Annotated in this window: 13 protein-coding genes; 6 read left to right on the forward strand and 7 right to left on the reverse strand. The window is 55.1% G+C overall.

Annotated features, from left to right (window positions below; all coding sequences use genetic code 11):
- Positions 1–18 precede the first annotated feature (18 nt).
- Positions 19–489: a GNAT family N-acetyltransferase gene (locus tag FFR93_RS01680; protein WP_138391605.1), complete on the forward strand. Its 471-nt coding sequence runs from the start codon at positions 19–21 to the stop codon at positions 487–489.
- A gap of 385 nt (positions 490–874) precedes the next feature.
- Here FFR93_RS01680 and ligD read toward each other — a convergent pair whose 3' ends face one another.
- Both ligD and FFR93_RS01690 read right to left on the reverse strand, forming a co-directional pair.
- Positions 875–1,963, reverse strand: coding sequence for a non-homologous end-joining DNA ligase (gene ligD, locus FFR93_RS01685; RefSeq protein WP_138391606.1), 1,089 nt, complete (start codon positions 1,961–1,963; stop codon positions 875–877).
- Between the two features lie 165 nt (positions 1,964–2,128).
- Positions 2,129–2,656, reverse strand: coding sequence for a hypothetical protein (locus tag FFR93_RS01690; protein ID WP_138391607.1), 528 nt, complete (start codon positions 2,654–2,656; stop codon positions 2,129–2,131).
- A 205-nt stretch (positions 2,657–2,861) separates the two neighbouring features.
- Between FFR93_RS01690 and FFR93_RS01695 the strand changes: the two genes are divergently transcribed.
- A complete protein-coding gene (locus FFR93_RS01695; RefSeq protein ID WP_138391608.1) occupies positions 2,862–3,527 on the forward strand; it encodes a hypothetical protein in 666 nt (221 codons plus the stop codon).
- A gap of 33 nt (positions 3,528–3,560) precedes the next feature.
- Here FFR93_RS01695 and FFR93_RS01700 read toward each other — a convergent pair whose 3' ends face one another.
- Together FFR93_RS01700 and FFR93_RS01705 are read right to left on the reverse strand one after the other, a co-directional pair.
- Positions 3,561–3,743: a hypothetical protein gene (locus FFR93_RS01700; protein WP_138391609.1), complete on the reverse strand. Its 183-nt coding sequence runs from the start codon at positions 3,741–3,743 to the stop codon at positions 3,561–3,563.
- A 58-nt stretch (positions 3,744–3,801) separates the two neighbouring features.
- Positions 3,802–4,152, reverse strand: a complete 351-nt coding sequence (locus FFR93_RS01705) for a hypothetical protein (RefSeq protein WP_138391610.1) — start codon at positions 4,150–4,152, stop codon at positions 3,802–3,804.
- Positions 4,153–4,260: 108 nt separating this feature from the next.
- On the opposite strand from FFR93_RS01705, the gene FFR93_RS01710 reads away from it, so the two are divergent.
- The 4 genes from FFR93_RS01710 to FFR93_RS01725 all read left to right on the forward strand — a co-directional run bounded on the left by FFR93_RS01710 (position 4,261) and on the right by FFR93_RS01725 (position 12,400).
- Positions 4,261–6,714, forward strand: coding sequence for a hypothetical protein (locus FFR93_RS01710; RefSeq protein WP_138391611.1), 2,454 nt, complete (start codon positions 4,261–4,263; stop codon positions 6,712–6,714).
- Between the two features lie 304 nt (positions 6,715–7,018).
- A complete protein-coding gene (locus FFR93_RS01715; RefSeq protein ID WP_138391612.1) occupies positions 7,019–7,759 on the forward strand; it encodes an ImuA family protein in 741 nt (246 codons plus the stop codon).
- Entirely contained in the window at positions 7,692–9,215 is a 1,524-nt protein-coding gene (locus FFR93_RS01720; RefSeq protein WP_138391613.1) for a DUF6504 family protein, read from the forward strand. The genes FFR93_RS01715 and FFR93_RS01720 overlap by 68 nt, the downstream gene beginning before the upstream one ends.
- Positions 9,212–12,400 (forward strand): error-prone DNA polymerase, encoded by a 3,189-nt coding sequence (locus FFR93_RS01725; RefSeq protein WP_138391614.1) that lies wholly within the window; start codon positions 9,212–9,214, stop codon positions 12,398–12,400. The genes FFR93_RS01720 and FFR93_RS01725 overlap by 4 nt, the downstream gene beginning before the upstream one ends.
- A 317-nt stretch (positions 12,401–12,717) precedes the next feature.
- Here the strand turns inward: FFR93_RS01725 and FFR93_RS01730 are convergent, their stop codons facing one another.
- The 3 genes from FFR93_RS01730 to FFR93_RS01740 all read right to left on the reverse strand — a co-directional run bounded on the left by FFR93_RS01730 (position 12,718) and on the right by FFR93_RS01740 (position 14,235).
- The gene (locus FFR93_RS01730; RefSeq protein WP_348640317.1) at positions 12,718–13,161 is read right to left on the reverse strand and encodes a cyclic-phosphate processing receiver domain-containing protein; all 444 of its coding nucleotides are present in this window, start codon (positions 13,159–13,161) and stop codon (positions 12,718–12,720) included.
- Positions 13,162–13,353: 192 nt separating this feature from the next.
- Complete coding sequence (locus FFR93_RS01735) at positions 13,354–13,806, reverse strand: hypothetical protein (protein ID WP_138391616.1); 453 nt, start codon at positions 13,804–13,806, stop codon at positions 13,354–13,356.
- Between the two features lie 69 nt (positions 13,807–13,875).
- Positions 13,876–14,235, reverse strand: a complete 360-nt coding sequence (locus FFR93_RS01740; RefSeq protein ID WP_138391617.1) for a hypothetical protein — start codon at positions 14,233–14,235, stop codon at positions 13,876–13,878.
- Positions 14,236–14,251: the final 16 nt, after the last annotated feature.

The following is a 14,251-nucleotide window of genomic DNA, read 5'->3' on the forward strand; positions in this document are numbered from 1 at the left end:
GTTTGTAGTGTTTGGGAAATGTTCGACTGGATCGCTACTGCCTTGTCGTCTCGATTGGAAAGAAGAGCGAATGAGGCTGAAATTACTCCTGCTCGCCGCTTTCAGCGCGAAATGAACCGGGTGGCGGAGGAGTGTGATGGGTTGGTGTTGAAAATGATGGTTGACGGTGACGACGGAATATTCGTCACCTACCTGCAGGTCTCGCCACTAATTCGCCGGTCGGGGATCGCGACTAAGATGCTTTCCAAGTTGGTGGAACAAGCGGATAAGCTTAATGTTCGAATGGTTTTGAACGCGACGCCGATGGATGACAATAACTGTCCAAGCCACAAAGAACTTGTCGACTTTTATGAGCGGTATGGGTTCATTGAGAATTGGGATTACGAGTCCCCTTGTACTGCGATGTTTGAGGCAAAACGGGATGGCTCATGGACCCGGATGGTTCGCCCTGCGAATAGTCCGGCTAACATCTTGTCGCCAGGTCTGTGATGCGGCTTATGACTGTGAGCGCGAATGGTCGGCGGTATCGCATGGTAATCTTGGAGTTCGCTGCCTGGTGAACTATGTATGGCTGAAGTGAACGACGAGAGATGGTGCTAGATGGTAAAGCGAACAGAGTCCGAAATCCGTCGTTCGCTCGCTCAGCAAAGGGAAACTGTTGCGCCGCCATCTACTCGCAGGTGGGCTGAGATTGAACGAGAACGTCTGGCTGCAGTCGGGAAAGAGCGCCTGGGACCCCTTCCCGTTCAGATGATCGAACGGGACACTCTCGTTGAACCACCTAAGGACCGTCGGGAGGTGGAAAAGGAAGCTCGGGTGACAGCCGCGATGAAGGAAATGTTCCCTGGCTGGAAGCCGCGTCGCTAGCTCGGAATTACGTTTCCAGATTTTCATTTCCATTCGGTGCGACACGGTAGACGTCCGCGTTGTCCTGAGGCTCACGCAGACCCTTGTAAGCCGAATGCCTCAATTTCCCGTCTGAGGTCCACGCTAGATACTCGACTTCGGCGATGAGCGTTGGTTGAAGCCAGGTCACTCTGCGGCGGCCGGAGTAGGTCACTGGAGGTGCTTTACGCTTCCAGGTCAGTTTGTCCATCAGTTTGCGGAGATTGAGCGCAGCACGCTCCGTGAAGCCGGTGCCGACTGATCCGACGTATTGTAAGTCGGTCCCGTTGTAGGCCGCCAGCAGCAATGAAGCGAACCCTTCCCTTGACGATGTCGACGGCTCGTAGCCTACGATCAGGAAGGCCTCGCTCTGGACGCACTTGCATTTGACCCAGTCACCCATCCGGCCTGATCTGTAGGGTTTGTCTCGATGCTTGCCGACGATGCCTTCCAGCTCGAACTGGCGGGCGTGCTCTAACAAGGTCACTGGATCGGCGTCAATGCTCTCGGAGAGGCGGATGGCCCCTTCTGCGTTCAAGAGGATATCTTCGAGGAGGTGGCGGCGTGTCCTGTATTCCACCTTTCTCAGGTCATGTCCGTCCAGGTAAAGGATGTCGAAAGCCATCATGATAGCCGGTGAGGCTTTGGAGCCGCTTCTCCGCCCTTCGGCCCCGAGGGACTTCTGAAGCGCGGTGAAATCGGACCTGCCATGCTCGTCCAGGACAACGGCTTCACCGTCCAGGATCATGGTGGCCGGGCCAAGGGCTTTGGCAGCTTCTGTGATCAAGGGAAATCGATGCGACCAGTTGTAGCCTCCCTTGGTCAGTACGCGGACGCCCGAAGGCTCTATGTGAACATGTACGCGATATCCGTCCCATTTAATCTCCCAGGACCAGTCGGAGCCTGAGGGCGGCACCTTTCGTAGCTGTGCCAGCGCTGGCTCGACCCGGGTTGGCATCGGATCGAATGGGAGAGCCGGTTGAGCCGGGTTCCTCTTTCTGACCGGCCGCGACTTTATGGGTCCGCCGTCTTCGTGCAGGAGTGGCTTCGGTCTGCTTGGTCGTGCTCGCTTTGCCATTCGCCGACTGTAACAGAAAGTGGTTGATGTCAGGTTAGGAAATGGGTTCGCGGCATCAGGTTCGTTGCCGCGCTGGAATAATCGGAACCGGAATTCAGGAGGTCAGGCCGTTGGCAGGGATTTGCAGCCCGGGAAGTCATCCAAGCCCAGGCTCGCTTCGACTTATCAAAAACTGTAACTGCCGCCACTCAAGGCCGATGAGATCGTGTCGTGCATGCCCTGCAGCATAAGGCGCTCGCGCGTTGTCAGGGTATTCAAGCTGTTGACTGCACCTTGCGTGAAGTCGCCGGATTGAGAAGATGCTCGGTAGGTTGTCGACGCGATATGGTGCTCATCAAAAAGTCCTCTGCAGTGGGCTTTCATCGTCGGCGAGAGCCGAGAATTGGCGATTTCGGCCTGAATCGCGGATGAAGCAGCCGTCAGCACGCCTTTCTCCGGTACAGATATGGTTTTCGGATCGCGAAGTGCCGCCTGGCTGTCGGCAATGGCGATGACGTGGATGACGTCGGCGATCCCTCCTTCTGAGTTCCCTTCGAAGTGAACATCGAGGTCATCATCGTAATCGCGAAGGAAAATCGGCGTACGGGCCGTCTTCACCATCCACTCGTCGCTACCATCGTAACGGTATGGGGCGATCTCCGCGCCGCCGTTGACGACGATCAGGGCGAACCCCTTGTTTCTTTTAAGCTGCATGGTTCATATCCTCTATGCAATCTTGTTAACATGATGCTTCTGAGGTGCAACCGACAACGCGTGGGTTGGACGGCTAGAACTGGAGCCGCTCGATGTTCTTCCTTGTTCAAAGAAAATTCGTCGCATGCCTCGTCTGGCCCTTATATAGGAGTGGATATGATGCAGTCTGGGTTCCTTGTGGGCCGGTTTCGAGGAGCCAAGCGTAATGACACCTGACGAATGCGCCATGCTTGAGCTTTTCTATGACCGTGTCGATGGAAAGTTAGACATGGCAGAATGGCTGCGCGAATTAGGAAAGCGCGCCTCTGCCTCTGTGGAGGTCGCGGCTGGCATCTTGCTCGACAGGGTAGCTTCTCCCCACGGGGAATTCGTCAAAGGGTGCCGTTTTCAGGCGTTGAACTCTTGTGAGCTTCCGGCCTGGCTGTCTATGCTATCGGCCAGCGACAAATTTCCGGCAGTCACAAAACGAATGGCTGAACGGGCGATTTCTCTAAGCGGCGCTCTTCGCGCCCTGCCCTCAGATATTGCGGAGCATGATTCTGTTTTCGTAGTTCGAATGTATTTCCGTCTTTTGGCTGCCCCAGGACTGCAGTTGGATGGGCCGACAGATGGCGTCGTCCCTGTCGCTTTAATTGAACTAGTTTGCGATGAACTCGACGAAACTCTGTTGAAAGATCGTCCTGGGAGTCCAGAGGACTCCTGGGAAGCGGTGGACACGGCATGGACAGATCATATGGACGCACTAACGTCGCATCTTGCCGCCCGGACACAGAACCCGGTGCTCCAGCACAGGCTCTATGCTCTCGGAAACAAATTCGTAGAGCGGGGTGCGGAGCTACTGCGACGAGAGAGCGATGAAATGGGATTTTGAGGTGGTTTCTCGCTGCCTCACGGTGTCGACCGATCAATCTTCGGCGTAAGCCCCTGTTCTGTTGATGACCGCGTTAATGACGGCTTGAGACACGTCGAAGGAATGCGCCAGCATCCTGGTGTTCCAGTATGCAGGCGAGTTTTTGTCCCGGCTCTGAGCGTATAGCTCCCGAACTTCCTTGGCCTGCTCTTTCGTGAGATCGGGTTTGCGGGTCATGAGAGTAGGTTTCTCCCCGTAGGTGCGATAAGGCCCAGCACCTCTCATCGTGCCAGCATCAGGATTTACGGTGTCCGTCGAGGCGTTGCTTCAAGCGGTTTACCCATGCGTCGTTCCTGCAGGCGGCTTCAATAGATGGGGCTGCTGGGAGGATGCTTCCCTGGCTGTCGTTGATGGACCGGCTGGCGAGATATTCCGCGTCGACTAGCCAATCACTGAAGAAACGGTCCTCTTCGGACGCGGTGCCGATGACGTAGACCGCGTATGTTTTATCTGTCATCGCAAACGAACTCGTAAGCGACAGAGCGCTGTTCCTTCCGCTCACGTAGACGGTTGCCAGGCTGTCGAGCCCCGCCGCGACGAAATGAGCTTTATCTTCTTCGTTTTCAACGACAATGAATTTGCGCATGGGAATGTCCTTGGCTCTGGCCGCTACCTCGTAAACTGATAGTTAGAAGGTTGAAGGACAATATTCAAACGAGCAAGCAAGCGATAACGCTCCTTATCAAAGGTGATCATGGTCTCGCGGTTTAACTTTTTTTGGAAAGTTGGAGCGTGGGGCTATTCAAATCGCAATGTATATGACAACCTTTGGTTTGACGGGTTCACGGAGACCCGGCAAGCCCGCAACGGCTCGGCGCAAGCACATCCGTTCTTTAACGTCCATTTTGGCTATCTAAGTCGCCTAACCAGCATAAACCCACTCTCAACCTTCTGTGGACCAAGCGGGCTGGTTTCAACACATGAGGATGTGATGGAAATCTGCGTTTCGGACGCGGGCAGACTGCAACGGCTGCCCAAAATTCTCAAGCAAAAGTCTGCTTCCAAAGGCGTTGAGCTTAAACTCTCCACTTGTCGCGAGCTGGTGGCTCGTATGCTTGGGTTCAAAAACTGGAATCTCGCGCTCGCAAATGCGGTCAGGTCGGAAAAGGACATTTGGGACGATCAGGTTCCAGAAATGGTCGCGTTGGCGCGAAAGTCTCAATACGCACGCGTTCTGATCGAAGCCGGGTTGGATCAATCGACGGCTGAAGCAATCGTCACTACGGCGGCGTTTACGACGCGACCGAGTGAAACTGTTTCACATGAATGCATTCCAACGATATTCAACAACAATTGGACGCAGGTGTGGGGCCCGCTTGGTGTGGATTGGACAGGAAGGGAGCATCCCGCAGGGCCGTATGCCCGCCGCATCACGAACGAGAAACAGGCGAGAGCCCTTGGTTGGAACGTTGATGATCTCCTGTTTCACGTAACGGACGTCACTGTTGTCTGCTTGGTCGTCGCATTCAAACAAGGCCGTCGGTTTGTCCCAATTGGGCATGTCTGCTATCGGCAATCGTTAACGCCTGGAGCTAAACACGTTGTGGACGTGTTAAGTCACTACGACGTCCCACTCGCTGAATTCGAAGGGGAAAATTGGCCTGAGTTTTCTTGTCAGGCTGCAATTAGGTCTGATCTTAGAGACAGCAGCTATTGGAGACGTAACGCGCTGCCTCAGAAAGGCGTTGAAGTCGTTATTTCACCCGCGCTTTCCAATTGGGACAAGCCATCCTGGGCGCTCGGCTTGTTCTACGAATTAGAGGGGTTAGAGAACGATGATTATGATCAAGATGAGTTCCCTCCCCTCCCCTGCCGTTTCACCTCGATCTCATTCAAAGATGCGCGTGAGAACGAAAACCGATTGCCAAAAATAGGTGCCTTGTATTGTGACGGTGCGACTGCGTCCGCTTTGGAAATGCTTAAGGGATTGCAGAATGGCGGGTTCGCGTTTGACCCAAGGCCGGTCCTTCGTGTTTCTCCCGGAGATGGTCAAATTCAGTTGTTAGAACTGGTGTCCGGAGCCCTGGTTCCCTACGGCACCCGGAAGCATTCTGAAGGTCTTGAGGAATACTTCGGGAAAAAGGTTTCTGAGTTCGAGGCGGCAATGACCGAGCCGGTTCGAAGGAGAATGTTTGAATTTGAATCGGTGCCATTTTTTATCTTCGGAAGATCAATGTGCGACCTTGTAGTTATCCAAGAGGAAAAATTGGCGCTCAAGGACTGGGGCACAGGTGACCGCGCTTTCAAGAGGGTGATCTTGGCCAGAGACCCGAAGCGAAAGGCATTCGAAATAGAATACTACATCTGGCTGAGTTTATTTGCGTCTCAGCTGGATCGCTGCTTCGCTGTCAGAGGCGGCAAGGCCGTCAATGAGCCGGAGCCACTTCTGTTGCAGAAGCTTCCCATGGATTGGGAGTTCTCTATGGAGACAACTGAAGAGCGGGCAATGCAGGACCAAATAGGGCTCTCGTCCGGCTTGTGGGATTTGCCCTTTCTTACAGGACGGTCTTTGATTGTCCGTCCCGATAGTTTTTTGCGAGAAAGTGAGGTTGAGAAACTCGATAAAGTTTTAAAATGTGCACCTGGTGAAGCGATGTATCTGGTGCAACGTGTTCGGAAGGAAGAACATGACTCAATCTTTGCGGCTTTTCGTGATCTGCAAGAGTGTATTGACCGAGGAGGTGTGATTTCGGCTCCCTTATCCGGTGAACGGACCATGCTCACGGTCAGAGGGCCTGCGGTGAGTGAGCCTCAAGGGATGGTAAGTTACGTCCGTGAGCTTCACGCGGATTCTGATCCGGCTGTTTTACGATATTGCCTAAACATTGAAGCATTAGCATCAACAAGGCATGAGACGAGCGATGCCACCGTGGATGCTCTGATGTACGCTGTCGCCCGTGAGGTGCTTGGCGACCTGGAGGTGCTGGCGCGCCAAACTAGGGCACTATCGCTTAATTCTGAGATATTTCCAGATGTTTATCTCTTACTCAAGACTGACGAGGCCTTGACCCTAGAGGATGAGGCTCATTTTCATTTGCTTCGGGAGTTTATGGAGCAGGCAGCCGTCTCTTCATTCAATAAAGAGGAGGTTGTAATTCGACGGCAGGACCTTTACCACGTCGAGTGGCATGGTGGGCAGTTCTGGTAACGATGTTTCAAGGCGTGAAACATTCTGCACGGCCTTCCTCGCTGGGACCGATCTGGCGAGGAAGGGGTGTTCTCCGGCTGCAGGCTGATAACGCGCATTATCGGCCTTGCGGAAACCCCTTCTTCTCTGCCTTCGAGAACCGTGGATGCCCCGCTAACCATGAGTCCAAATGCGGCAACCGCTGCCCCCACACGATTTTTTCCTGTTGAATCAATGACGCCCTAGTGGACGCTTCAGAATCCGTTTGACTCGGATGTCTTGTGAGAACAAATAAGGAACAATTTAGTCCTGTAGAGCGTAGATCATGGTCGTCCCTCACCCCAATGACGTTTTCGAGCAGTTGCGGAACTCCATCCGCGACCTCGAAGGCACGCGGCGGGTGAGAGATGTTCTGCCCTTCGGCGACCCCGTCATTGACTCCAAGCTTCCTGGTGGCGGGCTGGTGCTTGGCGCTCTGCATGAGGTGGCCGGTGGCGGCTCCGACTCTCTTCACGCTGCGACGGCTGGCTTGTTTGCGGCGGGCATCGCGGCCAGAACCAAAGGAAAAGTGCTCTGGTGCTCCCGCAGATCGGACATCTTCTACCCTGCCCTTGCACAGGTAGGTTTGACGCCAGACCGCATGATCTTCGTTGAACCAGACAACGACAACGACGTTCTTTCCGTGTTTGAAGAAGCCTTACGCCACGGTGGTCTTGGGGCGGTCATCTGCGAAATGGTTCGCCTTCCGATGACAGAGTCTCGGAGACTCCATCTGGCGGCAGAAAGAACCAAAACAATAGGTATAGCCGTGCGTCGCTGGCGTCGGTTGGCTGAGGCTGTCGATTTTGGTCAGCCTACGGCGGCGACAACCCGTTGGCGAGTTTCACCCTTACCTTCGGACCCACTTCCCGTTCCTGGCATTGGACGAACCCGATGGCAACTTGAACTGATCCGCGTCAAAGCGGGTGAATGCGCAGATTTCGAAGTGGAGGCTTGTGATGGGAAGGGTTATGTCCGTGTACCTTCCAACACTGTCGACCGACCGTTTTCAAAAGCATTCGGGTGAAGGTGAGGCGCTCCGTCAGCGCCCACTCATCCTCGCACATCATGCCGGAAACCGTCGTGTCGTGAGCGCCTTGAACCCTGCTGCATACAAGGTGGGGCTTCGTGTCGGTATGCCTGTGGCGAAAGCTCAGGCACTGGTCGCTGATGTCGTTATTGCTGACGCAAGCATGCAAGCTGACCTTGCTGCGCTGGAGAAGCTCGCCTTGTGGGCACTCGGCATCTACACGCCGGTGGTGTCGGTGGATGGGCCTGACGGGCTCGTTCTCGACACGACTGGAGCCGACCATCTTCACGGCAGCGAAACGGAAATGGCCAATGGCATTGTGGAGAAGCTCAAACATGCGGGCCTTGCAGCGCGGACAGCGGTTGCCGACACCTGGGGCGCTGCTCACGCCATGGCACGCTTTAGCGGGAAGTCATCTGTGGTAGTTCCTCCCGGATTGATTGCAGATGCGCTCATTGATCTCCCCATTACGGCTCTGAGACTGCCATTCACAACGGTAGACGGTCTGCGTACCATGGGCTTCGAGACCATCGGTGAGCTTGCTTCCAAACCTCGCGCTCCATTGACCTTGCGGTTCGGACCTGAACTCGGCCGTCGGCTGGATCAGGCATTTGGAAGATTAGCGGAGCCGATTGAACCTATCCGGCCCATGGAGATGATCGAGGTTCGTCGCAATTTCGCTGAGCCCATTGGAGCGCCAGAAACGATTGCCAAGTACCTGGCGAGGCTCGTCGATGAGTTGGTTGCTGAGTTTCAGAAAACCGGTCTCGGCGCTCGGCGGATCGATCTCATATGCTACAAAGTCGATAACACCATCAGTGCGGCGCGCATTGGGCTGCAGCAACCGAACCGGGACGCAAAACGGCTATACAGGCTTCTTTCTGACAAGATCGAAACCATCGAGCCCGGCTTCGGCATCGAGATCATGAGCCTGGCAGCAACCGTCGTTGAGCCGTTGGAGATCAGGCAGTCGCATTCCAGTCTTATCGAAGAAAGTATTGCAGACGTCTCCGACCTCGTGGACACCCTGGCAAACCGCGTCGGCCGTTCGCGTATCTTTGCTGTTAAACCGGTGGCCAGTGATGTTCCGGAGCGCTCATTCATGCGCGCTCCTCCCCTTGAGGAGCCCATCAACGATTCATGGCGTAACGACTGGCCGCGCCCGGCCCGGCTGTTTGAAGACCCGCAGCCAATCGAAGCGATTGCGATGCTTCCTGACAGTCCGCCCGCGAGCTTCACATGGAAGGGCGTCCGGCACCGGGTCAAACGTGCAGATGGACCCGAGCGCGTGTTCGGAGAGTGGTGGCGACGCGACGCTGAACTGACGGCTGTGCGTGACTACTTTCAGGTCGAGAACGAAAGTGGCGAGCGGTTCTGGATTTATCGAGCGGGTGACGGTGAACATCTGGAGACGGGAAGCCACAAGTGGTTCCTCCATGGAATATTCGCATGAGCACCAAGGGTCGATACGCGGAACTTCAGGTCACGTCGCATTTCAGCTTTCTGCGGGGCGCTTCATCGTGTGATGAGCTGTTTCTTCAGGCGAAGGAGCTAGGAATCGAAGCACTTGGCATTGTGGACCGAAACTCCTTGGCGGGAATCGTGCGGGCGCATGAGGCATCTAAAGCCACCGGTGTTCCTCTCGTCGTCGGTTGCCGTCTTGATTTGATCGATGGCATGTCGCTTCTCGTTTACCCAACAGACATAGCTGCCTATTCCCGTCTTTGTCGTCTTCTCTCCTTGGGGAAGAAGCGAGCTGGAAAGGGTAAATGTCACCTGGAATGGGATGATGTCGTTGCGTACCAGGAAGGCATGATCGGTGTCTTGGTTCCTGACTTGGCCGACGACCAGACTGCACTTCATCTTCGTCGTCTGGCCACTGTGTTTGGAGACCGGGCTTACGGGGCGTTGACGCTGCGACGGCGGCCAAATGACCAGATGCGGCTATATGAACTGGTCAACCTCATGCAGCGGTATGTCGTTAAGTTGGTGGTGACAAATGACGTTCTTTTTCATGAGCATACGCGTAGAAGCTTATGTGACGTATTATCCTGCATCCGGCACAACACGGTTATCGATGACATCGGCTTTCGTAGAGAGAGGTATGCCGACCGTTATCTGAAGCCGCCAGAGGAAATGGAGCGTCTGTTCTCGCGCTACCCTGAAGCCCTGGACCGTGGTCTGGAGATCGTGCGTCGGTGCAAGTTCGATCTCGATCAGCTCAAGTATCAGTATCCACGAGAAGCCGGGATTTCGGGCCTGACGCCGCAGGCGGCGCTTGAAAAGTTCACTTGGGAGGGTGCGGCGGAACGTTATCCGGAGGGCGTTCCCGAGAAGGTTGAGAAAATCCTGCGGCATGAACTGAAGCTCATCGAGAAGCTCGAATACGCACCATACTTCCTCACCGTGAATTCGATTGTCCGCTTCGCAAGGTCTCAGGACATCCTGTGCCAGGGGCGTGGGTCAGCAGCCAATTCCAGCGTGTGCTATGTCCTCGGGATCACATCCATCGATCCGGAAACCAACGACCTGTTGTTCGAGCGCTTCATTTCCGAAGAGCGCCGGGAGCCACCTGATATCGACGTCGACTTCGAACATAATCGCCGCGAGATCGTGATGCAGTGGGTTTTCAACACCTACGGCCGCGACAGAGCCGCGCTGACATCTGTTGTTAGCCGCTACCGTGCGAAGGGTGCGATACGCGACGTTGGCAAAGCGCTTGGCTTGCCCGAGGATGTCATCTCAATGTTATCGGCACAGGTTCGCACGTGGTCCAACGACCCCGTTGAAGCGAAGCACGCTCAAGAGGTCAACCTCAACCTTTCTGACAGAAGATTACGTCTCGCTATCGAATTAGCGTCGCAATTGATTGGAGCGCCCAGGCATCTTTCGCAGCACCCAGGCGGTTTCGTGCTGACAAATGATCGGCTCGACGACCTGGTACCGATTGAGCCTGCAGCCATGGACAATCGTCAGGTCATCGAATGGGACAAGGACGATATCGATGCCTTGAAGTTCATGAAGGTCGACTGCCTCGCGCTTGGAATGCTGTCTTGCATGAAAGGCGCATTTGATCTCCTGGCTCAACACAAGGGCCGCAGGATGGGGCTGGCCGACATTCCCCCACAGGACGGACGGACCTATGCAATGATCCAACGTGCCGACACGCTTGGCGTCTTCCAGATCGAAAGCCGGGCACAGATGGCGATGCTTCCCCGCATCAAGCCACGGACCTTTTACGACCTGGTCATCGAAGTCGCTATCGTTCGTCCAGGCCCCATCCAGGGCGACATGGTGCATCCTTATCTTCGACGTCGCGAAAACAAGGAGCCGGTGACATTTCCGAAGCCGGAACTTGAGAAGGTGCTCGGGAAGACGTTGGGTGTACCGCTTTTCCAGGAACAGGCTATGCGCATCGCCATCGAATGTGCGGGCTTCACACCTGGCGAAGCTGATCAGCTACGGCGCGCAATGGCGACATTCAAATTCACCGGGGGCGTCAGCCATTTCCGGGAGAAACTGGTGAGCGGCATGGTTGACAACGGCTATGACCGCGACTTCGCTGAGCGCACATTCAAGCAACTGGAAGGCTTCGGTTCGTACGGCTTTCCTGAGAGCCATGCAGCATCTTTTGCCTTGATCGCCTATGCTTCGTCATGGATGAAGTGCCATCACCCGGACGTGTTCTGCACCTCCTTGCTCAATGCGCAACCCATGGGCTTCTACGCTCCTGCGCAGATCGTTCGAGACGCACAGGACCATGGCGTTGAAATCAGGCCGATTTGTATTAATCGCAGTCGCTGGAACAGCACGCTTGAGCCGAGCCACGAAGAAGGTCGATTTGCGGTGAGGCTAGGCCTTCGCATGGTCAAAGGACTGGCTAACATCGACGGGGCGGCTATCGTCAATGCTCGCGCCGACCAGCCCTTCGCGACAATCGACGATTTATGGCGGCGCGCTGGGGTGCCTGCTGCTTCGTTGGAAAAGATTGCGGAAGCTGACGGTTATCTCGCCTCCATGCGGCTGGCTCGGCGCGAAGCTCTTTGGGCTTTAAAGGGGCTGCACGATGAACCTCTTCCTCTCTTTGCCGCCGCCGCAGAACGCGAGAAACAAGTTGTCGCTGAGGTTCTTGAGCCTGAGGTCGAACTAAAACCGCTGACGGCCGGTGGGGAAGTCGTGAAGGACTACTCGCACACAGGCCTCACGCTTCGCGAACATCCGGTAAGCTTCCTGCGGAATGATCTTACCAGGCTAAATGTTCACACATGCCGCGACGCAACCGAAGCAAGGGATGGTAGCTGGATTCAGACGGCGGGAGTCGTGCTCATGCGACAAAAGCCTGGCACCGCCAAAGGAGTTCTTTTTGTTACCATCGAAGATGAAACAGGGATCGCCAACCTGGTCATATGGCCGTCTCTTTACGAGAAGCATCGCCGAACGATCTTGGGAGCCAGCCTCCTTCGGATCAATGCCAAGGTGCAGCGGGAGGGTGAGGTAGTTCACCTGGTAGTGCAGCAGGTTTTCGACATGAGCGCGCAGCTATCCTCCATCGGCAGTCGGGGTGCGGCTGAGGCAACCAAGCCCACAGCCGGGAACGACTTGGAATTGCTTGAGGTTCGATCCCGGGACTTCCGTTAGCGACGTCGGGCCCTGCAAATGGCGACGATAACGCGCCTTATCCGCTCATCACCGGCCCATAGATGCGCTACAAAGGAAAAAGAGAGAGCCATAGACTCTCTCTTTGCGGGGCATCTCCTTATGCGTTCTCCCTTGATGGGCGCATGCCGTCCTCGAACTCGCGTCGCGCAGCCGTTACTGGTTATGGTGCACGGGCCTTTACAACCTCCTAGCAGTTCGTGCTGCAAGTCAGACGGTTGAGGCGCTGGCCGACGGGTTAAAGAACAGTCTAACCGACATTTAGAGCGAAAGAAACCCGAAGGATTTCGGCAGTGACGTCAAAATGGTTTTGTCGTTCGCGGACAGAAGTATTTCATCGTGCCTTTTGAGACAAGGTAATCCGACAGGAGCGCGTTCATCGCTCGGTTTTTAGTGTGGTCCGAGGAATGTACGTCGAACAGGAAATCCTCTGGGAACACGTGTTCGCCTGACTGGTCGCTCTCTATCAGCCATTTGATAACAGCTTCGCCATTGTCCCAGTCAGCCCCCAGGTGCCAGTCGAAGGAAATGAACGAGGGAATGCCGTGGTCTCCGATTAGGTTGATGAATTCGCGAGGATTGGCTGCCGGAACATACTGCATGCCCGATCTTTCTGGGATCGGTCGTTCGTCATCGAGCCATATTGCCCATGGTTTCGAAAAATCGGTCTCCGGCAGCTTGGGCTCAGGGCGCTTCGCCGTCTTGAGCATCTTCTTACTGGGTCTAATTTTTATACTGACCATGTGTTTCACTCAAATCCGTTGGGTATACAGTACGCGGAAGTGCGGAGACCGACAAACTTAGTCGACGATCTTGCTGGCGTGAAAGTTTGCCGTCCAGACACCCCATAGCGGCATGCCGAGACCTAGAACAAAAGGGAATAGCCGCAATCGACGATAACTCGCATTATCAACACTCGATGGTTGTCGGGGTCGCTACGTCTTTGATGTGGGCAATGGAAAGTCGTCAGCCGTGAACTTTGGTATGCCAACCCAAAAACATTCACTGTGATCGGACTCTATCGCGGGGGTGAGGTTTGTGACCAACGTGAAAAGGGCTTCAGCTGTGCATTTCGGCTGCCAAGGGTCGGGAGCGCGTGTCGCTGGCCATGTGTCGATATAGCGCTTGATCGCCGCCTGCGAGAGAAGTTCAGGTTCTTTCACTACGGCTGATATTGAAAGTTGGAAGCCGTGCCTTGTTTCCAGGCTGGTGGCGGTGAGGTCCTCTACGCCTAAGCCGTCCAAGAGGCTCTCGCAGCAGCAGACGAACCGGACCACCTCGTCTCTGGCTGCAGTAAAGGCTGAAGGGTGGCCAAGCTCGTTGGCGAGCGCCCTCATCTCGCGGGTACCCTCAACGCCTATCTCGACTTGATATTCCACATTCACCATTTGATATCTCAGCTCGTCAAACCTATTCGAGTGGCCAGTCGACAATGGGGCTTTTTAGGCTGGTCCGCTTTATGAATTGAGAACGGCGAGAAGCGCTGCGGCTTTCGATACCGGTACCAGGGGTCCATAGGTGATCTGGTCTTCACGAGTTCCGTGTCCAAAATCCTTGTATTTGATGACTCGAACGAGGTGTCCCATCGCCATGCCCTCGTGTGCGCGAACTTCGTAGGTGATGGATTCCCACGAGTCGTCGCTTTTGAGCGTGGAAAGCATCAGGGTTTCAACGTCAAGCAGCCGTCGATCCATCTGGCTGATTGCGTGAGTAGCTTCTGTGGCGATCTGCATGTCAGTCTTCTTGCCGTCATACAGGCCGATTACGCCATACTGCTTTACCTTGCCGATTGTCAGGCGGGCTGCGTTGTCGATCATCTCGTTTCTCCGGGTT

Origin of the sequence: Rhizobium sp. MHM7A (assembly GCF_005862215.1) — a bacterium.
Taxonomy (GTDB): Bacteria; Pseudomonadota; Alphaproteobacteria; order Rhizobiales; family Rhizobiaceae; genus Rhizobium; species Rhizobium bangladeshense.

Bases quoted from the DNA above. Each gene is read 5' to 3' on its own strand.
- FFR93_RS01710 (WP_138391611.1), top strand. From the start codon at position 4,261: ATGGTCTCGCGGTTTAACTTTTTTTGGAAAGTTGGAGCGTGGGGCTAT.
- FFR93_RS01695 (WP_138391608.1), top strand. From the start codon at position 2,862: ATGACACCTGACGAATGCGCCATGCTTGAGCTTTTCTATGACCGTGTC.
- FFR93_RS01680 (WP_138391605.1), top strand. From the start codon at position 19: ATGTTCGACTGGATCGCTACTGCCTTGTCGTCTCGATTGGAAAGAAGA.
- FFR93_RS01700 (WP_138391609.1), bottom strand. From the start codon at position 3,743: ATGACCCGCAAACCCGATCTCACGAAAGAGCAGGCCAAGGAAGTTCGG.
- FFR93_RS01730 (WP_348640317.1), bottom strand. From the start codon at position 13,161: ATGGTCAGTATAAAAATTAGACCCAGTAAGAAGATGCTCAAGACGGCG.
- FFR93_RS01735 (WP_138391616.1), bottom strand. From the start codon at position 13,806: ATGGTGAATGTGGAATATCAAGTCGAGATAGGCGTTGAGGGTACCCGC.
- FFR93_RS01720 (WP_138391613.1), top strand. From the start codon at position 7,692: ATGGGAAGGGTTATGTCCGTGTACCTTCCAACACTGTCGACCGACCGT.
- FFR93_RS01715 (WP_138391612.1), top strand. From the start codon at position 7,019: ATGGTCGTCCCTCACCCCAATGACGTTTTCGAGCAGTTGCGGAACTCC.
- FFR93_RS01740 (WP_138391617.1), bottom strand. From the start codon at position 14,235: ATGATCGACAACGCAGCCCGCCTGACAATCGGCAAGGTAAAGCAGTAT.
- FFR93_RS01690 (WP_138391607.1), bottom strand. From the start codon at position 2,656: ATGCAGCTTAAAAGAAACAAGGGGTTCGCCCTGATCGTCGTCAACGGC.
- FFR93_RS01705 (WP_138391610.1), bottom strand. From the start codon at position 4,152: ATGCGCAAATTCATTGTCGTTGAAAACGAAGAAGATAAAGCTCATTTC.
- FFR93_RS01725 (WP_138391614.1), top strand. From the start codon at position 9,212: ATGAGCACCAAGGGTCGATACGCGGAACTTCAGGTCACGTCGCATTTC.
- ligD (WP_138391606.1), bottom strand. From the start codon at position 1,963: ATGGCAAAGCGAGCACGACCAAGCAGACCGAAGCCACTCCTGCACGAA.